This window comes from Gudongella sp. QWL-04 (genome assembly GCF_058683975.1).
On the sequence record NZ_CM178754.1, the window covers coordinates 1,784,130 to 1,809,639 of the forward strand.

The following is a 25,510-nucleotide window of genomic DNA, read 5'->3' on the forward strand; positions in this document are numbered from 1 at the left end:
TTAAGAAGTAATAGTGAATAGTGGAAGAAACCAGTGAATAAGTAAGAACTAATAGTGAATAGTTATATTTGGTAGCAAGATTCTTCGCTGTCGCTCAGAATGACGCCTGGCGACCAGAGGTCACCCCTACAATATCTTTCTTTCCTACATCTTTTCGTTATTCACTGTTCATTGTTCACTATTCACTATTCACTGTTCACCATTCACTGTTCACTGTTCACTAATTATTTTTTCGGCTAAGTCTATTATTTCTTTCTTAAGTCCCATTATCCTTGCGATGTTTATTGCGTCCTTTGGAATGGGGGTGGATTTGTCGACGACTCTTAAGCGGTAGTTCATGTATTTGTTAATAATGGTCATGCCGTCGCCGTACTTTATTTCTTCTGTCAGGTCATCAAGGTTAAGCTCTGAAAGCCCGATTACCTGAAGGTGCTGTACTCCCTCCATATCCGCCACGTTGTCGTAGTGGGTGGTTATAAGGGATATGGCTGGTTTGTCCTTTAGGTATTTGACTATGGCTTTTGAGATTGCATAGCCCTCCTCCGGGTTGGTGCCTCTTGCAAGCTCATCTATCAGGATAAGCCCTTCCTCGTCGGCTCTTTCCATGGCTTCGCTCACTACCCTTACCTCTCCGCCAAAGGTTGAAAGCCCGCTGTCTGTAGACTGCATATCCCCAATGGAGGATTTGATGTAGTTTGAAAGCCCAAGCTCCATACTCTCTGCAGGCACATACATTCCATGGTGTGCCATGGCGCAAAGCAGCCCTGTCATCTTAAGGCTTATTGTCTTTCCTCCCATATTTGCCCCGGTGATACAGGCGACCCCCTCTCTTAAGTCGACTGACACCGGAGTAAAAGAGAGTTTTTTAGACTTCAACAGCTCAGCTATCTTTGGGTGGATACCATTCTCTATGGTTATCCTGAAATCGTCGATTATTGTTGGCTTAACTGCATCCATATCCACAGCAAGCCTTGCCTTTGCAAGTATTAGATCGAGCTTTCCTATTGCCAACATGTTTCTGAAAAGCTCTCTTCTTCTCTTGCCAACCTCATGGGAGAGACTCTCTCTGATCTTCATTTCCTCTCTTTCCTCCCTATCCCTGAGGATAAGGAGCTCCCTTTCAGCAAGAGTCATCTCCTCGGTAGGCTTTATGACAAACCTAATATTCAGGTAGGTCTCTGATACATAGGTCAGGTAGGGATAGCTTTTAAGTGTTTCCAGAAGTTCGGTCCTGTCCTTCGTTATGACCACCGAGCCGTCTGGTCTCAGGTCAAGGTTCAGGTCCTCCCCAACCTGTTCCCTGAGCCTTTTCTTCATAAGCTTTAATTCCCTGTCCTTATCCCTTTTCTGCTCTCTCAGGGCTCTCAATTCCTCTGAGTAGGCATCGTATATATAAAAGGTGGATATCTTTGTGTCCTCCGGGTCAAGAAGATTCTCCAGCCTTGGCAGAAGGTCTATCCTGGTCTCCGGAAACTGGGGCATCCGGTTTTCCTCCATAAGCTCTACCAGCTCTCTTGTAAGGAAAAGAAAGCTTTTTATTTCAAACAGCTCGACGTCTGTAAGTATAAAGCCGTCCATCGCTCTTTTGGTGGAGAGCCTAAGGTCCTTCATATGCCCAAGTATGTTGTTGAACTTTCGCCTTAGTTGGTTATCCCTTATGAATGGGATGTGGCTTTCAAGTATGTTCAGTTGATTCTCAAGAAGCTTCTCCTGGCCTCTGGTGTAGGGCTTCATCCTGGATTTGAACATTACGCCGTAGGGGGTAAGCACCTCCAGCTTGTTCATTATGTATTGAAAATCCAGAGCCTCTCTTGTCGTCTGGTCCATAAACATACTATTCACCTCCCAGCATAAGGTCTAAAACCGGAATATCCTTGATGTAGCCCCTCATCTTTTTTAAGAATTCATAGGGCTCGAAGTAATATCCTTGTGGCGAATACGGATTTATGGTGATACCGATAAGCTTGATCGGATGAAGCACCCTGATCCTTACCCCGATCCTTTGGAATCTCAAATATTCCCTTGGGGGTATGAATATCTTTGTACCGTCTGCAACGACTATATCAACATCCTTGTAGGCTCTTGTGGATCGTGTGAGGTCATCCAATGTACCTCTCACCAAAGAGCCTGGGATAAGAAGGTATCTTGCCTCATCGTCAAGGCTTTCGGCAAGGGTGTGTCCTGCTCCAAGTGCCGTCTCAAGGTTTATATCCCTAACCTCGCCGTAGCTTGTTACTACTGCAGGCCTGTTGGCTTCTAAAAGTTCCTCCAGCAGGCAGCAGTCCTCCTCTTCCACCTGCGGAAGAGAAAGAAGGCTAACTGTGTGAAGCGTTTCCTCTATGACCCTGTTTATGTCTCTGGATATGGCAGCTCCTGTTGAAAGTATTGTCGCATCTGAAATAGTGGGTGCTGCAGATGATTTTCTGTCAAGGGCTCCGTCTATCACCACGAACTTTGCACCAAGACCGAGCATCTCGTCGCACACCTGCCTAATGTCCCTAAGGCTTTGCGGTCCTGCCAGCTGGATATAGCCCGGTGACTTGACCCTCCCTATGATCACGTCACCTAATGGCGTTCTGAAGTCTGTTACCTTCAGTATCTCCATTCCGGCATCCCCTAAGGGCAGAAGGCCTGTTGTGGTTGCAACTATAGTGTTCTCCTCAGCAAAAATTCTTGGCTTTTCAGTATCTGTTACAAGGTCCAGGGATTCGCCGTCACGGCCGATGGAGGTCATCCCTATTTGGATGCCCTCCTCCATGGCCTCTGATATAAGCTGGTTAAGGGTCACGGTCTTACCGGAGTTTTTCCTCATGCCAACGATCGATATTATTTTGTGCTCATCCCCGATAAGGTGTAGTAAAGACATGTCGTCTCCCCTATTTATTGTAATTCTTGCTTCTTTCGTGTCTTTCAAGGTAGCTTGGCTCAAGGTTCTTTATTTCAGGACCCTCCATAAGAGCTGCAACTCCTGATGATGTTGACTTCTTCTTGCCTTGGCAAACATCGCACTGGCATTCTTCTTCAAGAGCGTTTGGCTCAGTGTAGGTAGTGATTATACCTTCATAGTTTCTCAGAACTATCTTATTAGGCGACTGAGAAATGATGTACTGAGGCATAACCGGAGTCTTTCCTCCTCCTCCAGGTGCGTCAACTACGAATGTAGGAACTGCATAGCCTGAAGTGTGGCCTCTTAGTGCCTCGATGATCTCGATTCCCTTTGATACCTTAGTTCTGAAGTGCTCGATACCCATTGAAAGGTCGCATTGATAGATGTAGTAAGGTCTTACTCTGATCTTAACAAGGCCGTGTACCAGTTGTTTCATGATATGTGGGCAGTCGTTTACGCCTTTAAGAAGTACTGACTGGTTTCCAAGTGGAATACCTGCATCTGCAAGCTTTCTGCATGCTTCGACTGACTCTGCAGTTATCTCCTTAGGATGGTTGAAGTGAGTGTTCAGCCAAATCGGATGGTATTTCTTTAGCATATTTACCAAGTCGTCAGTTATTCTTTGTGGCATAACTACCGGAGTTCTTGATCCAAGTCTAATGATCTCAACGTGTGGGATCTCTCTCAATTTCTTTATGATGTACTCAAGTCTGTCGTCGCTTACAAGCAGACAGTCTCCGCCTGAAAGAAGGACGTCTCTTACCTGTGGAGTATTTCTGATGTACTCGATGCACTTGTCGATCCTCTCTATTGGAGCACCCATGTCATGCTGTCCTGCAAATCTTCTTCTTGTACAATGCCTGCAGTACATTGAGCACTGGTCAGTGATAAGGAAAAGAACTCTGTCAGGATATCTGTGAGTAAGTCCGTCAACCGGTGAGTCTGCATCTTCATGTAATGGGTCTTCCATGTCAGATGAGCTTATGTGTGTTTCCATGATAGTTGGAACAGCCTGCATTCTTACTGGACACTTTGGATCGTCCACGTCCATAAGTGATGCATAGTATGGAGTTATACCAACTCTGAACTTCTTAAGTACCTCGTTTATTGCTTCTTCTTCGCCAGGTTGAAGGTTGATTACTTTCTTAAGCGTCTCAACGTCTGTGATCCTATTTCTTACCTGCCATTTCCAGTCATTCCAGTCCTCTTGGGCTACGTCGCTCCACAAAGGGATATCTTTGTAATTTCGCATTATTATTCCTCCGTTCATTTTTCTGTTAGTTGCTAGTTGAAAGTGAAGTCTCATAATTGACAATTGACAATTGACAGTTGACAATTAAAAGACTAAATACCGAGCGATCTTTTAGTTGATTTCACGATCGCATTCAGTATCCTGCAGATTTCCTTGCAATTATCAAGATACCAACTATGTTCATTTTCACTTAGATAATCTGTTTCTATCAACAATTCCAACCAATATTCAACTTCTTTTATTTCTTTTAGAGCAATATTCATTTTTGATAGAAAGTCCTTTTTACTTTGGCCATCCATCGCTTCACGAATATTAGCTCCGACACTAGTTCCTGCTCTCAATAATTGTTTTGAAAGAATATACTCATTCTTCCAAACCAAATGCTTATAGATATTTATTGTATCTATAGCAAATCTAAAAGATTTTTCTTTTATGATATTCTCCGACATTGAACCACTCCCTGATGAAAGTAATAATTGTCAATTGTCCATTGTCAACTGTCAATTGATTTAAGCGTATAATTCTGTAAAAATCTTTCTCAAGGTTTCTGATTCTCTCATAAGCTGAAGAGTGATCGCTGCGTGGCCCTTGGTGTATCCGTTTCCTACGATCATGTTGACGTCCTTGCCTACTCCCTCTGCTCCAAGAGCTGCCTTAGTGAAGCTTGTAGCCATTGAGAAGAAGTATACAGTTCCGCCGTCCTTTGTCATAAGGATGGAGCTCATCTCTGTGTTTGGAATGTTTACTGTGTTTATTACGATGTCGGCCATTTGTCCGTTGGTTACAGCTGCTACCTTCTCCATTACCTCGATCGCATTTGTCGCGTCAGCTACTATATATTCGTCTGCAAGGTTTGCTGCCTTCGCTCTTTCGATGGTCTTCTCCCTGCTTCCGATGCATATTACCTTACCTGTTACTCCTGCTCTTTTCTTTGCTTCGTATAGACAAAGCATTCCTGATTTACCTGTACCGCCAAGAACTACTACAGTATCGCCAGGCTTAACAAGCTTTGCTGTCTGTGCCGGAGCTCCTGCTACGTCTAGAACTGAAAGTGCAAGCGTCTCAGGCATATCGTCAGGAAGTACTGCATATATCCCTGATTCAAATAGTATTGCCTTGCCCTTGATGTCCACTTGGTCGATATCCTTTCTGACTTCAAGGAACTCGTCTATCCTAAGCGGCGTAAGGGAAAGTGATACAAGAGTAGCTATTTTGTCGCCTACCTTAAGGTCAGTTTTGCCTTCCAGTGCAGGGCCGATCTTTTCTACGATACCAATAAGCATTCCGCCTGATCCTGTTACAGGGTTTTGGTGCTTTCCTCTTTCAGCAACGATACCTGTCATTATTTTCTTGATCTCTTCTATGTCTCCTCCTGCCTGCTCCTTGATTTGAGTGAAGCTTGCTGAGTCTACGTTAAGCGTCTTAACGTCGATAAGTATTTCATTGTCGTAGATCTCCATGTCGTTGTCGATCTTAAGTGCTGGTTGTGGCAGTACTCCCTTTGGTTCGATTACCCTGTGTGTTCCGTATGGATTTCCTTTTCTCATAATATTCCTCCTCTTGGTTTAAAAGCTTTTCCTTGCTGGATGCTTAATTGCTTTGCACATAATATATTATGCAAGTATCATGCCAAGGAAAAGATTGTTAAAAAAATGGCTTATAAGGCCATTCCTTGATCCCGTCGTCAGGGAAAAGGTATTCCGCCGCCGATTATTCGGCGTTTGATATAATAAAAAGCCTGAGATGTACAAATCTCAGGCTATTGTATGCCGTATTTCTGCAGCTTGTATTGAAGGGTTTGCCTTGGGATCTGGAGAAGATCTGCAGCATGAGTGATGTTTCCTTCAGTCTGCCTCATTGCCTCCTGAACCAGTGATTTCTCAGTTTCCTCCAAAACCTGATTCAAAGCAAGGTTTATCCTCCGCTTTTCCTTCTTGCCCTTAGTCTTACGAACTTTTGGCGGCAGGTGCTCAATATCTATAACGTCCACATCGTAGATGCTCATTATCCCCTCAATAAGGTGCTCCAGCTCACGTACGTTCCCCTCCCATGGGTAGTCCAGGAATTGATTGAGGGCTCTTCTCGATATCCCTTTTGTTCTCTTTCCCATCTTCATGTTGAATTTCTCAATGAAGTGGTTTGCAAGGACCTCGATATCGTCCTTCCTATCCTTTAATGGAGGGATCTCAAAGCTTATAACATTAAGACGATAGTAAAGGTCTTTTCTAAGCTGCTTTTTCTCAATAGCCTCCTCTGGAGAAACATTTGTCGCAGCTATTACCCTTACATCAACGTTCTTAATCTTTGTGCCTCCTACGCGCCTTACGTTCCCGTCCTGCAGCACTCTGAGAAGCTTTGACTGAAGCTCTAGCGGCATTGAGTTTATCTCATCTAGGAACAGGGTCCCTCCGTCTGCCAGCTCGAATAGCCCCGGCCTGTCCTCAGCGCCTGTAAAGCCGCCCTTAGTGGTACCGAATAGTATTCCTTCCAAAAGGTTTGACGGCAGTGCTGCACAGTTTTGAGTTATAAAGGGGTTGTGTCTCCTTTTACTGCCATTGTGGATCGAATGGACGAAAAGCTCCTTGCCTGTACCGGTATCCCCCGACACAAGTACAGGAACATCTCCCTCGGCAGCCCTCTTTGCAAGAGCCTTCAGTCTCCTTATCTCCTCACTTTCCCCGATTATGTCGTAGAATGTGAATGTGGCCGATTCCCGTGCCTGGTCAGACTTCTTGTTCCCGGAATACAGCTGATTTTGGAGGTCCACGATCTTTTCAGAAAGCTCCCTTACCTGTGTGATATCCTTAGATATCTCAATGGCCCCCAGGGTCTTTCCTCTGCTTTTTATAGGTATCGATGAATTTATGGTGGTTATCTTCTCTCCTTTGTAGTTAAGGAAGGTTTGCTCCTTTTTAAGTATGGGAACACCGGTCCTTATGGCGGTAAGCATGGTGCTTGTCTCCTCGTCCAAGGATGGGTATATCTCAAGAAGGTGCTGTCCTACAGCCTTTGCCGGGTCTACTCCGTCGATCCTTTTCGCAAAGTTGTTGTAATAAACTATCTTTCCCGCAGCATCGATTATATGTATCCCCTCATCCAGATAATCCAGGATCTCAGTCATGTTTTCCTTAAAAAAAAGTTCCTTCATAATGACCTCCAGTTCATAAAACTACGAGCGCTTGATTTTCGGCACTTGATGCTTAAAATTCGGCGGAACCATCTCCGCCTTTATGGACCTATTATATCCCAGCCCCGTCTATATTTCAATATGGAAAAGGCTGCGGTTTCCCGCAGCCAAAATATTACTTCATCAATTCCGATACTGTATCAAGGAGTATTTGTGGAAGTACTCCGAAGGAGTAGCCCATCTCAACTCTCTCTGTGAACTTGTGGGCATCCTTGCCGAATGGCCCTATGTTTACTACAGGTAGATTCAATTCCTGCATTTCCTTAAGAGGCAGGCTGTATTTGACTCCAAAGCCCGGCATGTTCTCTTTAAGGGATTCTACTGCCTTTTCTTCTCTTGGTGCTGCTGCATAGCTTAGGTCTGAGATGTATGGATAGAATTTCTTGTTTACTATATGGAATTCGTCTCCTGCGTTTGCTATTGCCTTATCTACTGCTGCTACTAGCTTTTTCTCTCTTTCGCTTTCTCCCTTTACGTAGATGTGTGGATAGTATGGAGGTGAGAAGTAGCTTATTATTACAGGGTCTTTGTCTGACCACATGTTGTGTACCATTTCTACTGTCTTCATTGCGAATATCCTGTCGTCTACTGTTGGGTCTTTTAATAGCTCTTTTGAAAGAGCTTCAATTCTTTCATCTACCTCTGCTCCTCTTTCTGCTTTTACTTTTTCAAGGAGCTCGTTGTAGGACATTACTCTTGCCTTCCATGGAAGTGGCTCGAATGGGTAGCTGCTTGCTTCTGTGTACGCTTTATATTGTGCGTTAAGGTCGTCTATTGTTATCTGGAACGCTTTTGTTGCTCCCTTTATCATCTTTTCCATTACCTGGTCTGGTGTGGAGTTGTGGGTCGCATAGTTGAAGTATACCAGGGAGTTTCTTGCGATCTGTACTGAGTATTCTGTCTTAAGGTCTTGTTGTCTTAGGGTTATTGGAGGAAGTGCTACTTCTCCGTCAGCTATGTCGCAGTATTCCATATTGAGATTGAACTCTCTTGTTATCTCTGATGCTATCTGGTTTGGGTCAAGTCCTTTGTATGGCTCGCCTACGTGGGTCTCTTTACCTGTTATATAAAAGCTTGGCATTAGCTTGCCTACTGTTCCTACGTAGATGTATCTTGTTTCGTCTCCTACGTATTTTGGTGCTGAGTAGTCTGTGTCTACTACTGCCAGGTAGTCATAGCCTTTTTCTTCTCTAAGCTTCACCAGCTCAGGAACCACTGAAAGCATTCCTGCTGAGTTGCCTTCCTCGTCGCATACTGCTGCGAAGATCAGGTTCCCTTCAAGCTCGTCTACATTCTTTGAGAATTCCTCCATCATTACCATAAGCGCTGCTACACCGAATTTCATGTCGAAGATTCCTCTTCCGAAAAGGTAGTTTCCGGATTCAAGATCGACTTTGGCTTCGTCTGAAAGCGTTACCTTTCTCAGCATGTCGTTTAATTCAAGAGGCTTTGTAGCATACTCCTTCATGTCGCCGTAGTCGCTAATTCCTACTGTATCGGTGTGGCCGATGAATACAAGCGTCTTCTTATCATTGCCCTTTTTGCCTTCGATCGTTGCTAAGACTGACTTTCTTCCTACGGGATCGTCGATTGTGTTTACGAACTTTACGTTTTCGGGATTATTCTTGAAATAATCCATTTCCATGAATTTCTCGAATACGAAGTCTGACACATTGTTTTCATCTGTTGTTCCAACCACGCTTAATATGCTGGTAAGCTCGACGGCCAGATCCTTGATTTTTGCTGCCATGTCCATACCTCTCTCCTCCTTAGTGTTTTATGTTTCCCAATATATCATATTGACTAATTATTGACAATCCCTATATTGTGCGTGTTTCGAATACAAAGGGCACCTGGTCCTTCATTTTCTTGTAGATAAAATGGAGCTTTTCGTGGTCTTCGAATATCCCGAACACACTGGCCCCGCTGCCGCTCATAAGGGCTCCAAGCGCTCCATTGGATATCATAAAGTCCTTGATCTGGCCTATGACGGGATTTTCAGTGATTATGACATCCTCCATCACATTGGAAAGGCTATTGGCGATACATTTAAGCTCTCCCTTCTCAATGCACGTCGTGATCATATCAATATCGATCCTTTTATCCGTCAGCTTCAGTCTGCTGTAGGCATAGGGTGTAGAAATCTGGATCCCGGGGTTTGCAACAAGCATGGGCACACCCACCAATGGCTTTAGGGGCGTCAATCTTTCACCGATTCCTTCAGCCAGTGCAGTGCCTCCCATTATGCAAAACGGAAGATCAGCTCCTATCTTTAGACCTATATCCATCATTTCCTGTACGGTCAGGCCTAAGTCCCACATTTCATTGAGCGCCTTAATTAAAGCTGCGCCGTTTGTGCTGCCGCCTGCAAGTCCAGCTGCAACAGGTATCCTCTTTTCTATCCTTATCTCCAGACCTGTCTTTGTACCAGTAAGCTTTGATATCTCCTCCCAAGCCCTGTATGCAAGGTTAGTTCTGTCAAGAGGCACTAAGCGATTGTCACAGCTTATAGATACCCCTCCCCTTCTCTCGCTTATCATAAGCTTATCGGACAGATCGATCTGCTGCATTATGGTCTTTATTTCGTGGTATCCGTCTTCTCTTTTGTATAGCACATCCAGGGCAAGGTTTACCTTTCCATACGCTGAAATTTCTGTTTTCAAATAAATCTCTCCTAATAAAGCCTTGTTATATTCAACAAGGCTAATTATACCATAATTAGTGTTCTGTCCATATATTTTTACATAACAAAACCTGCCCATCGGGCAGGTTAAAGTTATGATATCTTGATTAGTCTGTCGGTCTCGTCGCAGATTGTAACCTCGACGGTAGATGTAAGTACATCAGAGTAGGTGTAGGAAACCATCCTTGTGCTGTCGTACTGATTACAAATCCTTACTACAAAAAGGTTGGGATAAGCAGATTCAAGTACTCCCTCTTTCACTGTTGTCTTCTTTCTACCTCTGTTGGCTCTAAGAATTACTTTCATGCCTATGCATCCCTCTAAGTCTTTCCTGATCTGAGCAACACTATTCATACTTGCCGAGAACCACCTTCCATTTTTTTCTCCCAAACTCTGGGGACAGAAGGAGTGTGTTAGGGACACTCATCATGGTATGATTGTAGCACAAAAACAGGGTCTTGTCAAGCAAACGAATTATTATACTATTATACCCTTGTATTGTCAATTACTCATCAAATATTTTATTTTAAGAAAAATTAATAGATTATTTTTGGATAAATCCAAAAATAAAGTTTAGAGCTAAGAGCCAAGAGTTAATAGCTTTCTACTTTCAACCTTCTACCAACTACTAACGCTTATCGCATAACGCATATCGCTTAACTACAGGCTCAAAAGCATGGAAGCGATCCCAAAATACACCATCAGTGCAACTGCGTCAACGACCGTTGTAATAAGGGGAGCTGCCATTATGGCAGGGTCCATTTTCAATTTCTTGGCAGCGATCGGAGCGATACTTCCTACCATTTTGGCAATTACGACTGTGACTACGAGAGTCAGTGATACTGTCAGCGATATTCTGAAATCAGCCTCTGTGAACAGCATAAGCCGCCCGAAGTTTACTATAGCTAAAACTAATCCAACCAGTATACTGACGCGGAATTCCTTCCATACTACCCTTAATGCATCTGACATCTCGATTTCTCCAGTTGCCAGACCACGAATGACAAGGGTCGAAGCCTGGGACCCGGAGCTTCCGCCGGTATTCATAAGCATCGGCATAAATGCAGCAAGTATGACTGCTGAGCTTAAAAGTTTCTCGTAGCTTGCAATGATCCTGCCGGAAATAGTCGCAGTGACCATAAGGGCCAATAGCCAGACTACTCTTTTCTTGGATAACTCAAATACACTTGATGTCAAGTAAGGCTCCTCAGACGGCGCCATCGCTGCCATTCTTTGGAAGTCCTCTGTTGCTTCCTGCTCCATGACGTCCATTATATCGTCGACGGTGATAATGCCAGTGAGCCTGTGTTCCTTATCAACAACAGGAACTGCAAGGAAGCCGTACCTCACAAACACTGCTGCAACTGTCTCCTGGTCGTCATGGGTCTCCACGAAGATGACCTCATCTTCCATCAGATCCTCGATTAGTGTATTTTCGTCGGATACCACAAGAAGTCTTAGGGATACTATCCCTTCAAGCTTTCTGTTTTTGTCCGTCACATAACACGTATAGACCGTCTCCTTAGTAAGGCCGGTCTCCTTGATGTGAGCCATCGCTTCCCTGACAGTCATGGTTTTTCGTAGCTCGACGTATTCTATTGTCATTATGCTTCCGGCGGAATCAGGAGGGTACTTGAGGAATTGATTTATCAGCTTCCTCTCCTCGCTGCTGGATTGCATAAGGATCTTATTTACTATGTTTGCCGGCATCTCCTCTAAAAGGTCGATCATGTCGTCGAAGAACAGCTCGTCCAGTATGAAGTTGAGCTCCTTGTCGGTCATGGCATTTACCAGATCCCTTTGCTGCTCGATGGAAAAGTGAGCGAAAACCTCAACTGCAAGGTCCTTTGGCAGCATTCGGAATATTAGAAGTGCGGTGTGAAGGTCGAGATCGTCAAGTATCTCAGCTATGTCGACCTCGTTCATCTCCTCCAGGATTCTTTTCAGTTGGAGGTATTTCTTTTCTTCAATAAGTTCAAGAATGTTTAGTTCATCCATTCTATTCCTCCTTCTGGTTATATTTTAGAAGGAGCTTCTGATCCCTGCGATGATCATGGCTCCAATTTTTGTTTTATTACTCGCAGGCAACGGACTTGAGTCCACAATCATCACCTCTTTTATACTTTGATTTTTGTTTTCTTCTTAGATTTTGAATATTGCTGATGCTAACGAAAAATATACAATAAGGCTCAATGCATCTGCTATCGTAGTGATCAATGGTCCCGCCATTATCGCCGGGTCCAGCTTTACCTTTTTAGCTGCTATTGGAAGTATCCCTCCAATTACCTTTGCTATGACTACTACAAAAATTAGTGTAACAGATACTAAGGCAGATACGGCAAAACTGGTTTTTTCTATAAACAAAAGCCTTGCAAAATTAAACACCGCAAGTGTTATTCCAACCGTAAGGGCAATCCTGAATTCCTTCCATAGGATCTTTGGAGCGTCCTTAAGCTCGATCTCACCCGTTGCAAGCCCACGCACTATAAGCGTTGAAGATTGGCTTCCTGCATTTCCACTGGTATCCATCAGCATCGGCAGGAAAGATGTTAGTATGACCACAGAACTTAACACTTTCTCATAGTTTGTTATGATCGCACCTGAAATAGTTGCCGACACCATCAGTATAAGCAGCCATATTATCCTGTGTTTGGCAAGCTCTACGACCCTGGTTTCCAGGTAGGGAGTTTCCGAGGGCGCAATTGCAGCCATCCTTTGGAAGTCCTCTGTTGCTTCTGTCTTCATTACATCCATGATGTCGTCTACGGTGATTATCCCCGTAAGCCGTCCTTCTCTATCAACTACCGGCAAAGCAAGCAAGTCGTATTTTATGAAAATATTCGCTGCTTCCTCCTGGTCGTCGTGAGTCTCAATATAAATGATTTCATCCTCCATCAGGTCCTCAATAAGGATCCTTTCATCGGAAGTGACAAGGTTTCTTAAGGAGACTATCCCTTCAAGCTTTCTGTTCCTGTCAATGACATAACAAGTATAGACCGTCTCCTTCATAAGGCCGGTCTCCTTTATATGTGCCAGAGCTTCTCCGACCGTCATGGTCTTCTTAAGCTCGACATATTCGATTGTCATTATGCTTCCGGCTGAATCAGGGGGATACTTAAGGAATTGGTTTATAAGTTCCCGCTCTTCCTTTGTGGCTCGTGACAAGATCTTATTGACGATATTAGCAGGCATTTCCTCCAGCATATCTATCATGTCGTCAAAGAAGAGCTCCTCAATAATATAGTTGAGCTCCTTGTCAGTAATCGAGCTTATGATATCCCTCTGCTTCTCAAAGGAAAAATACGCAAAAACATCAACTGCAAGGTCTTTTGGAAGCATGCGAAAGATAAGGAGAGCGGTGTGAAGATCGAGGTCATCCAGTATCTCAGCTATGTCGACCTCGTTCATTTCCTCCAGTGTCCTCTTCAACTGGAGGTATTTTTTGTCTTCGATAAGTTCAAGAATGTTTTGTTCATCCATTCTATCCCTCCTCCCATATTTAGTTTTGGGGGGAGCCTAAGGTCAGAGTGTTGACCATGGCTCCGTATTTTATTTTATAACTCGCCGGTAAAGGGCTCGATTCCACAGTCATCACTTCTTTTCATAGTTTGAACTTAACCTGTTTTTATTATAGCACAGAGGGAATAGTTGGCAAGAGTTAGTACAGTGAATAGTTAATAGTGAATAGTGAACAGTGAATAGCAAAAATATTTTAGAGGGTAGTAGGTAGTAGGTAGTTGTTAGTTAAAGAAAAAATTACCAGGGGTGAGGGGCTAGGGGTTGAAAAGCAAAAAGAACCGTCTCTCGTGGCTGAAAAAAAGGACAGGCATAGTTTGCCTGTCCTCATGGTCATTATTAGCAGCTTGACGCAGCTACTCCATCTGGATATACTGAAAATCCTCTTCTAAGCCAGTTGTCGCTGAAGTCGACTGTAAAGCTTCCGAAGTTTTCAGTTAGAAGGTCCTCAAGAACGAACTTGAATTCGCCTTCCTCTACTTGGATATCATCATCTTTTAGCTCATCCAGAGCCAACCCAAAGGATGGGCCGCCTCAACCATAGCCTGCGATATATATCCTCAATAGCTTGTTTTCATTCTTTTTATTTGCCAGAACCTTTACAAGTTCTTCTTTGGCAGTATTGGTTATATCGATTTTCATTCTATTCCTCCTCTGATAAATATACCCCTGTACGGTATCTTATATTATTCTACAATATACATTGCCCTTAGTCAATAGGTTATTTAAATCTGCTTCCCGGGATCACCAGATCAACTATCCCAAGCACCAGCGCTCCTAACAATGCACCAATTATGGATATAGAAAACCCATCTACGATGTACCTGGTAAGGTATAGGATCACTGCCGTAAGAAGGAAGCCTGAAGCTCCGGCTCCAAAGGGAGATGCCTTTACTCCAATGAATTCAACGGCTCCCCAGCTTAGAAGACCTACGACAACAGCTGCAATGAACAGCGTACCAAAGCCTCCGGAAATTGAGAATCCAGGCGTAAGCCATGCTGCAATTCCAAGTACCACAGCGGACACAAGTATCTTGACTAAGAGTGAAAACAAACCTTTCTTTTTCATTCTCACACCTCCTGTATTCATCTATATCCTGATTAGATAGCCGCTAAACATTTCCAGCCTATGTTAAAAAATTGACTAAAGTATTTTCAAAAAAGCAAAAAATCATGTAGCAATTATAATATTTATATGCTACTATAATGCTATGAATTAAAAGGAGGGATTTAGCATGGAAATCAAAAAGGATATGCTTATTGGTGAGCTTATTAGAAAGAAGCCTGAAGCTATAGAGATTCTATTGAGATTCGGCATGGGTTGCGTTGGATGTCCATCCAGCCAAATGGAGAGTCTTGAGGAAGCAGCAATGGTTCACGGTCTTGACCTTAACAAGCTTATGGAGACTCTTAACGCTTAATAACAGAATTACTTAGACACAACGAAAGCTGAAGCGATCGCGCTTCAGCTTTTCTTTTTTTTGCTATGATTTTAGTAGATTGTCTATCTTTTCTTTGTCGAAGCCTACTACTTCCTGACCGTCGATTACTATTACCGGAACCCCCATATGTCCCATAGCCATAAGCTCTTTTCTTGCTTCCTTATCGGTCGATACATTCTTCTCTACATATGAAACACCCTTTTCAGTAAGGTGGTTCTTAGCCAGTGTGCAATATGGGCAAGTGCTGCTTGTATAAACTGTTACCTCGTGCATTGTTAATCCCCCTTTATATGATCTACAACTTCATTATACCCCCTATGGGTATTTGTGTCAAGTACCTCTCTGCTTATGATACCCCGGGGAGAGAGATGGCAAACGAGTAAAAAAAGTGAATAGTGAATAGTGAACAGTGAATAACTATAAATAAAAAACTATTCACTATTCACTATTAGTTATTCACTCCTAAAGCTTCGGCAGTTCCCTCGCAAGCCTTATGTAGTCCTCAAGGGCAAGGTCCTCACCTCGAACCGTCTCTTCTATGCCGGCACGGACCAGGGCTGCTCTCAGCTCGTCCTTATCTGCCTCAAGTCCATAGGTTGAAAGAGCGTTGATAAGGGTCTTTCTCCTTTTTGAAAATGCTGCTCGTACAAGTTTAAAATAACTTTCCCTGTTGGTATACGGAAGCTCATCCTTTATGGTAAGCCTTATTACAGAGCTGTCTATCTTAGGCTGAGGCATAAATACCGTCTTAGGAACCTTCAGTATAATTTCAGGCTTTGTATAAAAGCTTACAAACAGAGTCAGAGAGCCGTAGTCCTTTGTGTCCGGCTTTGCCACCATACGGTCTGCGACCTCTTTTTGCACCATGACGCTAATAGATTTAAAGGGAAGCTCCTCCTCGATAAGTCTTCCAATTATTGGCGTAGTAACATAGTAGGGCAAGTTGGCGACCACCTTGACGGGGCCGCCTCCAAGCTTTTCATCAATTATTTCCTTTAAGGGGAGCTTAAGCACATCCCCATAAACCACCTCGACGTTATCGTAGGGATGGAGGGTCTCTTCCAGTATTGGCTTGAGCCTGTTGTCAAGCTCTATGGCAACTACCTTCTTTGCATTTAGGGCAAGCTCCTCCGTGAGAGTTCCCATACCGGGTCCTATCTCAAGAACATAGTCGTCCTTTGTAATACCGGCACCTCTTACAATTCCTCTTACGATGTTGCCATCTATAAGAAAGTTTTGTCCAAGGCCTTTGGAAAAGGTAAAGCCGTGTCGGTCCAGAACCTCTCTCACTTGTTTTGGGGAATACAGTCTTTTATTCTCCATCCTCATCTATCCTTTCCATTGCCCTAATAAATTCGTCTCTGGTAACTCCAAGGTGGTTGAGCCTTTTTAGTATCTGCTTCCCGTTGCAGTAGCCTATCCCAAGTATCTCTCCAAGCTTCTCCCGTCTCTTGCTTGAGCCCTTTCCACCTGCAAGGTTGAACATGAGGATATCCTCCCAGTCAAATGTATCAACCTTCTCAACATTGTTCGGCCTTGCTTTCCGTATGGCTTCACGGATATCGTCAGGTGTTGCGTTCTCAACACCAATGTCACCCTTCTTAAGGGCTTTCCCCTGTGGAAGGAAGGCGTGCTTGCAGTTGGGGATATGCTTTGAAAGGTCCTTTCTTATCCTCTCGCCGCCGAAGTCCGGATCGGTAAGGATAATAAGCCCTCTCCTTTCCTGGAGGGACTTCAATGTCCTTATTAATGACTTCCCATAGCCAAAACCGTTGGTTGCGATGACTTCGCACTCAAAAGCGGCTTTAACTGCAGTTATATCGTCTCTGCCTTCTACAACTATTACTTCCTTGATCATCAAATCTATCCTTCCTGTTAGGGCAGCCTGAAAAAGCTTCTGGTATTATCAGCAGTTGCCTTTGCAAGCTCATCCACCGTTATGCCCTTGATCTCTGCTATCTTCTCAGCCACCAGGCTCACAAGCTTTGGCTCGTTCCTTTTGCCCCTGAAGGGCTCCGGAGTCATGTATGGACAGTCAGTTTCTATCATAAGATTTTCAAGAGGCACCACGGAGGCTACCTCTCTAGGCACCCTTGCATTCTTAAAGGTAACTGCTCCGCCTAAGGCGATATAGAAGCCAAGCTTTGCGTAATCCATTGCCATCTCAGCGCTTCCAGAGTAGCAATGCATAAGGACCTTCAGTTTCCCGTCAGCCGCAGCCTCCTTTAGGATATCATAGGTCTCCTTGGCAGCATCTCTTGTGTGGATGACAACAGGCAAGCCCAATTCCTTAGCTAACTGGATCTGCGCCTTGAACCATTTTCTCTGTATGTCCCTTGGCGAATTGTCGTAATAGAAATCCAGACCGATCTCCCCGATCGCCACTATCTTATCTTCTTTCGCAATCTCTCTGAGCCAATCAAGGCCATCTTCCTCAAGCTCACTGGCAGAATGGGGATGGACTCCAGCAACCGCATAAATATGATCGTACTTCTTTGCCAATTCAAGGGTCGAAAGGCTGGATTCCTTGTCGGCGCCGATATTTATGACCATATCGATGCCGTCTTCTCTAAGGCTTTCAATTATACTTTCCCTGTCCTGGTCAAATCTCGGGTCGTCCAGGTGGGCGTGACTATCTATAAACATATTGCCTCCTTATGAAATGGATGAACCGTCTGCTATATCCTCCAGGGTTGACAGCAGAGTGAGATTTCCATCTGGATCCTCAGCAGCCATGATCATCCCTCTCGACTCAACTCCCCTAAGCTTTACCGGTTTAAGATTTGCGACTACTATTACCTTCTTGCCTATGAGATCCTCTGCCTTGTACCATTGCTTTATCCCGGATACTACAGTGCGAGTCTCATCTCCTACCTTCAGGGTAAGGACAAGAAGCTTGTCAGCCTTTGGATGATCCTCGCATGCGATTACCTTGGCGACCTTAAGCTGGACCTTGGCAAAGTCGTCGATGGTTATCTCTTCAACTGCCTCTTCAGCTATTGGAGCCTCGGGCTTTTTCTCTTCAACCTTAGCCTCTTTCTTAGCACCAGTTCTTTTTTCTATCAATTTATTGTTTGCTGCATTTAGTCTTTCCAGCTCGACCTTTATATCAAGCCTTGGGAAGATTATTCCGCCCTTTTCAAGCTTAGTACCTTCCTTTAGAAGTCCCCAGGTCTTTGCATCCTCCCAGTTTACTGCTCCTTCAATTCCAAGCTGTCTTCTTATCTCGTCTGAGGTCCTTACCATAAACGGCTGGATGAGGATCGATACTATCCTTAAGCTCTCGGAAAGGTTGTATAGAACTGTATCCAATCTTTCAGTGTTTCCGTCCTTGGCTAGTATCCAAGGCATAGTTTCATCTACGTATTTATTAGTTCTTCTTATAAGCTTCCAGATCTCCTCAAGTGCATTGGAGAAATTAAGCTTGTCCATCAATTCCTCGACCTTGCCGGCTGTTTCCGTCGCTTGGATGATTAGGGTTTGGTCCAGATCCTCGACAGCCTTTGGTGAAGGCATGATGCCGTCGTTATACTTTTCAACCATCGAAACTGTCCTTGATACCAGGTTCCCCAGATCATTCGCAAGGTCAGAGTTAAGCCTTTGAAGGAACTTCTCTCTTGAGAATGAGCCATCCTGTCCAAAGGAGAATTCTCTCATCAGGAAGTATTTGAAGGCATCTATTCCGTAAAGCTCTATTATCGGCTCAGGATATATAACATTGCCCTTTGATTTTGACATCTTGTCGTCCTCGAATAGGATCCAGCCGTGGCCGAATACCTTTTTAGGAAGTGGAAGGTCAAGAGCCATCAATATAGCAGGCCATATAATTGTGTGGAACCTTACTATCTCCTTACCTACGAGGTGAACATCCGCCGGCCAGAATTTATTGAAGTTGGTCTCGTCGTCTGTTCCGTACCCAAGGGATGTAAGATAGCAGGAAAGTGCATCTATCCATACATATACTACGTGCTTCTCATCGAAGGGTACCTTTACTCCCCAATCGAAGCTGCTTCTTGAAACGCTCAGGTCATCAAGACCATCCTTGAGGAAGTTATTGATCATTTCGTTCTTCCTGCTCTCAGGCTGGATGAACTCAGGGTTGTCCTCGTAAAGCTGGAGAAGCTTGTCTCTATACTTTGAAAGTCTGAAGAAGTATGCTTCCTCCTTGGCGAGATGCGTCTCTCTGCCGCAGTCAGGACATTTATTGCCGTCTATCAGCTGTGAATCGGACCAGAAGGACTCACAAGGTGTGCAGTATGCTCCCTCGTATTGATCCTTATATATCTCGCCTTTGTCATAAAGCTTTTTGAAGATATCGGCTATGGCCTTCTCGTGCTTTGGATCTGTGCTTCTTATGAAGGAATCATAGTCTATCTCAAGCATATTCCAAAGAACCTTTATGTCAGCTACTATTTTGTCTACGTAGGCTTGTGGGCTCATACCCGCTTGAGCTGCCTTTTCCTGGATCTTTTGTCCGTGCTCGTCGGAGCCTGTAGTAAAGAATACGTCATAGCCCTGGAGCTTCTTGTAGCGCTTGATCGTGTCTGCGGCAACTGTTGTGTAGGTGTGACCTATGTGCAGGTTGTCGCTAGGGTAGTAGATAGGGGTCGTTAAATAGAAATTTTTCAAAGCTATCATCCTCTCTTTCTGGGGAAATAAAAAAGCCTCCGGTCTCATAGAGACGAAGGCGACTTCGCGGTACCACTCTAATTATCTCAGGCCTCACGGCATGGATCTCAGCAGGTTTTAAACCTTACATAATAACGGATGTCACCGTCCAAGCTTACATTTCAGCAAGGAGATTCAGGGGCCATATTCAAGGATCGCCATTGCCCGGATCTCACCATCCCGGACTCTCTTGTAAAGGCATGTGTCCTTTACTCTTCCCGTCAATATCTTTAGTTTACGATTAACAAGTATTATAGCGCAACGGGGGGAGGAATGTCAAGGGGAGCTATCAGTGAATAGTTGTCAGTGAATAGTGAATAGTTATTAATCCTTCATTTCATTCAGGATGACAACAAAACTGTTATTCTGAGCGACGGTGAAGAATCTTAGCTCTTGGTTCTTAGCTTTTAGATTATCGTTCATTATTCATTTATTATTGTCCATTTTCTCAAATCTTGGCTCTTAACTATTCACTATTCACTGTTCACTATTCACTATCATATGTTCAGAATATTCCGCCTATGGGGCCAAAAATTTGACAAGCCAAGATTTTTCGTTTACAATACAGAGACGGTCAAAAATAGTTACAAAAGGGTTACAAGTTTTGTAACAAAATCAAGGAGGAGAGTTATGGACAATAACAGGACCAAAATGGTCGGTAAGGTTAAAGTCCTCTTACTTCTGGCTATAGCAATGACATTATCATTAGGGGTTAGCTTCTTCCAGGGAAATGAAGTAAGCCTAAATGTGGATGGTGAGATCATCAGTAAGATCTCCTATTCATCGACAGTTGAGGAGCTTCTTGAAGAGGAAGGTATCAAGCTTAGAAGGGGCGCAGTCGTAGAGCCCAGTCTGGATACTTTGATCAAGGAAAAACTTGAAATCACAATCATAAATCCGAAGGATTACACAATCATCATCGGGGATGAAACTATGAAGTTTAGATCCCTGAGCTCAAAGGTATCTGATGTCCTTGCAGACGCAGATATAGCTGTTGGGCTGAAGGACTTTACGAAACCTTCTCTTGACTCTACCGTTAAAAACGGTGACACCATAGAACTGTTAAGAGTCATGGAGGTTCCTAGAGTCGAAGAGGCAGTCATACCTTTTGAAAAGGAGATCATTTCCAACGAACGATTGGACAGAGGAGTGGTCAATATCCTGCAGGAGGGCAAGGACGGCTTGAGAAGATCACATATCAACGATATTTACATCAATGGTGTCTTCACATCATCCGTCATAATCAGCGATACCATATTGGAAGAACCAGTATCGCAGGTTATTGAAAGAGGTGTCAACAATGTAGTAATGACATCACGTGGAGAAACCCGCTTTAAGGATACTATGATCCTGGAGGCAACGGCCTACGACCTTTCCTATGCAAGTACAGGAAAGAGGCCAGGAGACCGATATTACGGCATAACCGCCACTGGAACGAGGGCAAGACCTGGAACTGTTGCCGTCGACCCAAGGGTTATACCGTTGGGGACAAAGCTTTACATCGAGTCCCTGGATGGAACAATGGATTATGGATTTGCTATAGCAGAAGATGTTGGAGGAGCCATTAAAGGCGAAAGAATAGACCTGTTTTTCAATTCGGCAACAGATGTAAGAAACTTTGGCCGAAGAGATGTAAAAGTATATATATTAGATTAGAAAAGGTGCCGCAGCTTGCGGCACCTTTATTCTATCTTCAGTTCATATACTAAGGTCGTAATACCGGGGACACTTATCCCGTGAGGATGCTTGAATTCCACATTTCCCCTGACTATTCCTTCCTCATCAAAAAGACATCTGATTTCGATTTCTTCAATAGGTTTCTTACTCTTGGATTCCATATGCCTTTTGATGACTGCATGGGGCAGAAGGCATTCGCTCTGATCAGCATTGTGGATCACCAGGATGCACCCACCGTTGCTTTTTATGGTGTATGACAGCATATGGCAGTTCCCGGTGTTCTCCAGGAAGTGAAGCCTGTCTCTTATTTCATCGCCATCATCGATCCTGAATTCAGGTCTAAGCTTCCTGAAGGCTATAAGCTCCTTCAGGTAGTTATAGAAACCAAGGTTTTTCTCCTTAAGGGTCCAGTCGATTGCGTTTATTGAAAGAGGAGCATTATAGGTATTGTGTTGGCCTCCCTTGGTTCTTAGAAACTCATTTCCTGCGTGAATAAATGGAATCCCCTGTGAGAGAAATAAGATCGCATGAACAAGCTTATTGTACTTGATATATTCATCTTTTGTCTTTCCAGGCAGGGTTTTTAACAGCTTATCCTGGAGTATGAGATTATCATGGGAGTTTGCGTAGTTAATGGTTTCCCTCGCCCTTGATGCAAAGCCTATCCTTCCCTCGTCATAGAAGATAGAGCCTGCGATGCCTGTCTCAACACCCCTCCGCTCATCCAGGTTCCCCTGGGCAAAGCCGTTCTTTCTGCCGTCGTTGTCTCCCTTTATAGCGTTCCTGAAGCTGTCATTGAATATTGCAAAGCCTTTTCTGCTTTGAGTGCCTCTTGAGGTCGTTTTATTTGAAGGCAGGGTCGTGATTCCCCCTGTCCATGGTTCTCCATATATAAGGATGTCAGGTCTTATCCTTCTAAGTCTTTCCACTGCAAGCTCTATTGTATCTATATCAATAAGAGCCATCAGATCAAATCTGAAGCCGTCAATCTTAAACTCATTCACCCAGTACTCAAGGCTTTTAATAATGAAATCCCTTACAAGTGGTTTTTCAGATGCCAGCTCATTGCCGCATCCAGCTCCGTCTGAGAAGGTACCGTCAGATCTCATCCTGTGCCAGTGTCCGGGAGCCAGAACATGAAAATTTGAGTCCTTCGACCTGTAGGTATGATTGTACACTACATCAAGAACGACTCTAAGCCCTGCATTGTGAAGCTCCATAATAAGCTCCTTGAGCTCTCTTATCCTTACCCTGGGATCGAAAGGATCAGTTGAATATGAGCCCTCCACTGCATTATAATGCTCGGGATCATAGCCCCAATTGTAGTTGTCGTCCCTAAGCCTTAGCTTAGGCTCTTCTCTGACTGTCAAAAAGTCATTGATGGGCATTAAGTGAACGTGAGAGACGCCTAGTTCGACAAGGTGGTCTATGCCCAAGGTTTGACCGTTAAGTGTTCTGCCTCTCTCTGTGAAGGCTTTGAAGGTGCCCGGGTGCTTTGAGAGGAAGCTTTTATGGGCGGTGAAGTCCTTTACGTGTACCTCATAAAGCACGCTATCCACAGGCTCAATAGGTTCAGGCAGCAGATGCTCATTCCAGCCCTCTGGGTCTGTGTCCGAAGGTTCGATTATAGCCGATCTCCTAGAGTTGCAAGATACCGCTATACTATAGGGATCAGTTACCTCAAGCCTTCCCTCGACAAGATAGGTGTAGAATCTCCCTTTAAGGTCTTCGTTTATGGCGATAGAAAATGAACCGTCGTGGTCCTTTTTCATGGTATGCTCGGTCCTCCTAAGGGAGGAGTGGTCTTCGTAGATCCTTAGCTTGATATCAGTCCTCGACGGAGAAAATACTCTGAAGGTGGTCTTCTCCTTGGTGTAGCTTGCTCCAAACACCCTGTCTAGTGCCATATGCTTATTGTCGTCCAATTTCTCCACCTCCTAGGAAAGCTCCTGCCACATTTTCTTTGCATAGATGTCCACAACTGTATCCGATGAGAAGTCGGCCAATAGAGCTATACTGTCAAGCATTCTTCTGCTCCACTCGTACCTGTCAAGATACCAGCCGGATACTTCCTTCATTCCCCTTGCATATTCAGCGTAGTCTCTGAGCACAAGGCTGTGATCGTTGTATTTGATAAGCCCTTCGTTAAGAGTCCTGTATATGCTGCCATCAACAAGGCTCTCCCTGCCAAGGAGCACCTCACAGGCTCTTTTCAGTTCCTTGTTTCTATAGTACTGCTCCTGAGGCTTAGAGTCCCTGATATCGTAGTGCAGCTGTGCTTCTTCTTTAGTAGATCCAAAAATCCTTATGCATTCCTTCCCTGAATAGCTCTGAATGAGCATGTTCGTGTCATCCCTGCTTCCTAAGGCTAATGCTCCGTTTACCATTGCGGTAAGCCCTCCAAGGTTAAGGCCTCCCTTTGATGGAACGGTAAGTGATTGTACCATCTCAATAGCAGGAATGAGTATCTCGCCTCTTCTTTGGGACAGGTCCTCAATAAATATCAGCTTAAGTTTGTCCTTAATGGTGATATCCTTGTTTATCTTGTCAGAAAGCTGATTTATCAGCTTGATCAGAAGCTTGGAGGTCCTATCGTGGCTTGCTGCCCTTCCACCAATAAATATCACTCTTGGGACCACATCCAGATTTGGCTCATCCTTAAGTCTCAGGTACTGGTCGATCGCCCATAGAACCTGTAGCAGCTGTCTGTTGTCATCGTTTATATCTCGAATATGTCCATCGAAAAGTGCATAGGGATCTATAAGGACACCCTTGGTATCGAATATGGTCTTAGCTAGTCTCTTCTTATTCTCTCTCTTCACGCTCTCAAGAGAGTCCAAAAAAGCCCGATCTTCCTTAAACTCACTTAGCTTCTTAAGCTCCCATGGGTTTGATATGAACCCGTCTCCCAGGCTTTCCAGCAGAAGGTCCCTTAATTTAGGGTTGGCTGAAAGAAGCCACCTTCTGTGGGATACGGCCAACGGGTGCCCAAGGGGCGGCCCCTGATATGCACCGGCCTTCGCAATATTTATCAGCCTAATCTCATTGTCCCAAAGTATCCCTGAGGCTCTTCTGCTCTCCTCCTTAAGTGGAATCGCAACTGATAGCTTTGCAAGATAGCGGTGATGGATCTCCTCCAGGATAAGCCACAGCCTTGGAAGAAGCTCCCGAGTCATTGCACCCTCAAGCTTATTCATGGCTTCTTCTATTGAAGCTATTGGAGTGTAGTAGAATGCCCTGCTGGTGATGTCCCAGGCTTCGTCCCAGGAAAGCTTTACATCATCTAAAAGTATCCTCAGAAGCTCCGGTATAGCAAGGAGCAAATGGCTGTCCATCATCAGGAACAAATAGTGTTCATCCAGAAGATCTATAGGGTTACCTTTTTCAAGGTGTTCACGCACTATATCCTGCATAGCTCCGCTCACAAGGAGATACTCCTGCTTGAATCTCTGCCTATTTTTCTCCGGTAAAGAATTCACCGGAATAAGCCTTTTTGTCAGAATATCGTCCTCCATGAGCCTGAGTCTTAGGGCTCTGTCATTTCCCCAGCCTGAGTATGGAAGATCGTAGTATCTTATAGTATGCTCTTCTCCTCCCCTTTGAGTGAAGATGAGGTCATCGCCCTCCTTGGAGATATCTACGGAACCTCCCATGATAGTTTTAAGAGCTATGGTGCTTTTATAGAGCCAGTTTTTTCCTCTGCTCCACCAGTTGTCCGGCTCCTCGGTCTGTTCGCCTTCCTTTAATCCCTGACGAAAATAGCCCTCCCGATAGAGAAGGCCGTAACCGATCGCGCTGTAGCCGCAGCTGGCAAAGGTATCCAGAAGTCCATTGGCAAGGTGACCCATGTCGCTTGAACCCAAGCCAAGCTCCCTGTCCTCTGTCAATAGTTCCTCCAGTTCCCTTCCATGCTCCTTCAGCGTCATTTCTATTTCATCATATATCCCAAGGTAATCAAGGTTTTTCTGCAACATAAGTCCCGGCAGGTGCTCCATGGAAAGATAAACGATTATCCTGTGTCTTCCCATTTCACTGTCGGTCAGCCAAAGCTGCTTGCCGAGGGTCTCTCTCACGTAATAGGAAAGAGCCCTATAAAGTTCACCTGATGCTGCTTCCTCAATGGATATAGCTCCATGCTGGAAAAGTATCTCCTGAAGCCTCTCACCTATTGTCCTTGTACTTTCTGTCATACTATCAC

The 25,510-nt window shown here is 44.4% G+C and carries 22 protein-coding genes and 1 other annotated feature; of the genes, 2 read left to right on the plus strand and 20 right to left on the minus strand.

Annotation, left to right across the window (positions count from 1 at the left end):
* Window positions 1–210: 210 nt before the first annotated feature.
* The 13 genes from kamC to AC4PHB_RS08895 all read right to left on the minus strand — a co-directional run bounded on the left by kamC (window position 211) and on the right by AC4PHB_RS08895 (window position 14,594).
* Window positions 211–1,833: a lysine 5,6-aminomutase reactivase ATPase KamC gene (gene kamC, locus AC4PHB_RS08835; protein ID WP_492136078.1), complete on the minus strand. Its 1,623-nt coding sequence runs from the start codon at window positions 1,831–1,833 to the stop codon at window positions 211–213.
* Window position 1,834: 1 nt separating this feature from the next.
* Window positions 1,835–2,866, minus strand: a complete 1,032-nt coding sequence (gene kamB, locus AC4PHB_RS08840; RefSeq protein WP_492136079.1) for a lysine 5,6-aminomutase reactivase subunit KamB — start codon at window positions 2,864–2,866, stop codon at window positions 1,835–1,837.
* 10 nt (window positions 2,867–2,876) lie between these two features.
* Complete coding sequence (kamA, locus tag AC4PHB_RS08845) at window positions 2,877–4,139, minus strand: lysine 2,3-aminomutase (protein ID WP_492136080.1); 1,263 nt, start codon at window positions 4,137–4,139, stop codon at window positions 2,877–2,879.
* A gap of 92 nt (window positions 4,140–4,231) precedes the next feature.
* Window positions 4,232–4,588 carry a four helix bundle protein gene (locus AC4PHB_RS08850; protein ID WP_492136081.1) on the minus strand — a complete coding sequence of 119 codons (357 nt, stop codon included), beginning with the start codon at window positions 4,586–4,588 and terminating at the stop codon, window positions 4,232–4,234.
* A gap of 60 nt (window positions 4,589–4,648) precedes the next feature.
* Window positions 4,649–5,686, minus strand: a complete 1,038-nt coding sequence (gene kdd / locus AC4PHB_RS08855) for an L-erythro-3,5-diaminohexanoate dehydrogenase (protein WP_492136082.1) — start codon at window positions 5,684–5,686, stop codon at window positions 4,649–4,651.
* 212 nt (window positions 5,687–5,898) lie between these two features.
* Entirely contained in the window at window positions 5,899–7,287 is a 1,389-nt protein-coding gene (locus AC4PHB_RS08860; RefSeq protein ID WP_492136083.1) for a sigma-54 interaction domain-containing protein, read from the minus strand.
* A 154-nt stretch (window positions 7,288–7,441) separates the two neighbouring features.
* Complete coding sequence (locus AC4PHB_RS08865; protein ID WP_492136084.1) at window positions 7,442–9,082, minus strand: M20/M25/M40 family metallo-hydrolase; 1,641 nt, start codon at window positions 9,080–9,082, stop codon at window positions 7,442–7,444.
* 64 nt (window positions 9,083–9,146) lie between these two features.
* Window positions 9,147–9,989, minus strand: a complete 843-nt coding sequence (gene ispE / locus AC4PHB_RS08870; RefSeq protein ID WP_492136085.1) for a 4-(cytidine 5'-diphospho)-2-C-methyl-D-erythritol kinase — start codon at window positions 9,987–9,989, stop codon at window positions 9,147–9,149.
* A gap of 113 nt (window positions 9,990–10,102) precedes the next feature.
* Complete coding sequence (locus AC4PHB_RS08875) at window positions 10,103–10,315, minus strand: Veg family protein (protein ID WP_492136086.1); 213 nt, start codon at window positions 10,313–10,315, stop codon at window positions 10,103–10,105.
* Between the two features lie 354 nt (window positions 10,316–10,669).
* The gene (mgtE, locus tag AC4PHB_RS08880) at window positions 10,670–12,007 is read right to left on the minus strand and encodes a magnesium transporter (RefSeq protein WP_492136087.1); all 1,338 of its coding nucleotides are present in this window, start codon (window positions 12,005–12,007) and stop codon (window positions 10,670–10,672) included.
* Between the two features lie 144 nt (window positions 12,008–12,151).
* Window positions 12,152–13,489, minus strand: coding sequence for a magnesium transporter (mgtE, locus tag AC4PHB_RS08885; protein WP_492136088.1), 1,338 nt, complete (start codon window positions 13,487–13,489; stop codon window positions 12,152–12,154).
* Window positions 13,490–13,864: 375 nt separating this feature from the next.
* Window positions 13,865–14,167: an iron-sulfur cluster biosynthesis family protein gene (locus AC4PHB_RS08890; RefSeq protein WP_407057845.1), complete on the minus strand. Its 303-nt coding sequence runs from the start codon at window positions 14,165–14,167 to the stop codon at window positions 13,865–13,867.
* 79 nt (window positions 14,168–14,246) lie between these two features.
* Window positions 14,247–14,594: a phage holin family protein gene (locus AC4PHB_RS08895; protein ID WP_492136089.1), complete on the minus strand. Its 348-nt coding sequence runs from the start codon at window positions 14,592–14,594 to the stop codon at window positions 14,247–14,249.
* A 166-nt stretch (window positions 14,595–14,760) separates the two neighbouring features.
* Here AC4PHB_RS08895 and AC4PHB_RS08900 point away from each other — a divergent pair, with 166 nt between their 5' ends.
* Window positions 14,761–14,946 (plus strand): DUF1858 domain-containing protein, encoded by a 186-nt coding sequence (locus AC4PHB_RS08900; RefSeq protein ID WP_320404745.1) that lies wholly within the window; start codon window positions 14,761–14,763, stop codon window positions 14,944–14,946.
* A gap of 63 nt (window positions 14,947–15,009) precedes the next feature.
* On the opposite strand, the gene AC4PHB_RS08905 is transcribed toward AC4PHB_RS08900, so the two are convergent.
* From AC4PHB_RS08905 to metG, 5 genes are all read right to left on the minus strand, one after another.
* Complete coding sequence (locus AC4PHB_RS08905) at window positions 15,010–15,240, minus strand: glutaredoxin family protein (protein ID WP_320404746.1); 231 nt, start codon at window positions 15,238–15,240, stop codon at window positions 15,010–15,012.
* A 189-nt stretch (window positions 15,241–15,429) separates the two neighbouring features.
* Complete coding sequence (gene rsmA / locus AC4PHB_RS08910; protein ID WP_492136090.1) at window positions 15,430–16,290, minus strand: 16S rRNA (adenine(1518)-N(6)/adenine(1519)-N(6))-dimethyltransferase RsmA; 861 nt, start codon at window positions 16,288–16,290, stop codon at window positions 15,430–15,432.
* Complete coding sequence (gene rnmV / locus AC4PHB_RS08915; protein ID WP_492136091.1) at window positions 16,280–16,825, minus strand: ribonuclease M5; 546 nt, start codon at window positions 16,823–16,825, stop codon at window positions 16,280–16,282. The genes rsmA and rnmV overlap by 11 nt, the downstream gene beginning before the upstream one ends.
* Before the next feature lie 17 nt (window positions 16,826–16,842).
* On the minus strand, window positions 16,843–17,613 hold the full coding sequence (locus AC4PHB_RS08920; protein ID WP_492136092.1) for a TatD family hydrolase: 771 nt from the start codon (window positions 17,611–17,613) through the stop codon (window positions 16,843–16,845).
* A 9-nt stretch (window positions 17,614–17,622) separates the two neighbouring features.
* Complete coding sequence (gene metG / locus AC4PHB_RS08925) at window positions 17,623–19,605, minus strand: methionine--tRNA ligase (RefSeq protein ID WP_492136093.1); 1,983 nt, start codon at window positions 19,603–19,605, stop codon at window positions 17,623–17,625.
* Between the two features lie 36 nt (window positions 19,606–19,641).
* Window positions 19,642–19,869: a binding site (T-box leader), on the minus strand.
* Window positions 19,870–20,265: 396 nt separating this feature from the next.
* Between metG and AC4PHB_RS08930 the strand changes: the two genes are divergently transcribed.
* Window positions 20,266–21,291 (plus strand): resuscitation-promoting factor, encoded by a 1,026-nt coding sequence (locus AC4PHB_RS08930; protein ID WP_492136094.1) that lies wholly within the window; start codon window positions 20,266–20,268, stop codon window positions 21,289–21,291.
* Between the two features lie 26 nt (window positions 21,292–21,317).
* On the opposite strand, the gene pulA is transcribed toward AC4PHB_RS08930, so the two are convergent.
* Window positions 21,318–23,237 carry a type I pullulanase gene (gene pulA, locus AC4PHB_RS08935; protein ID WP_492136095.1) on the minus strand — a complete coding sequence of 640 codons (1,920 nt, stop codon included), beginning with the start codon at window positions 23,235–23,237 and terminating at the stop codon, window positions 21,318–21,320.
* Window positions 23,238–23,249: 12 nt separating this feature from the next.
* Entirely contained in the window at window positions 23,250–25,502 is a 2,253-nt protein-coding gene (locus tag AC4PHB_RS08940) for a glycogen/starch/alpha-glucan phosphorylase (RefSeq protein ID WP_492136096.1), read from the minus strand.
* Window positions 25,503–25,510 lie beyond the last annotated feature (8 nt).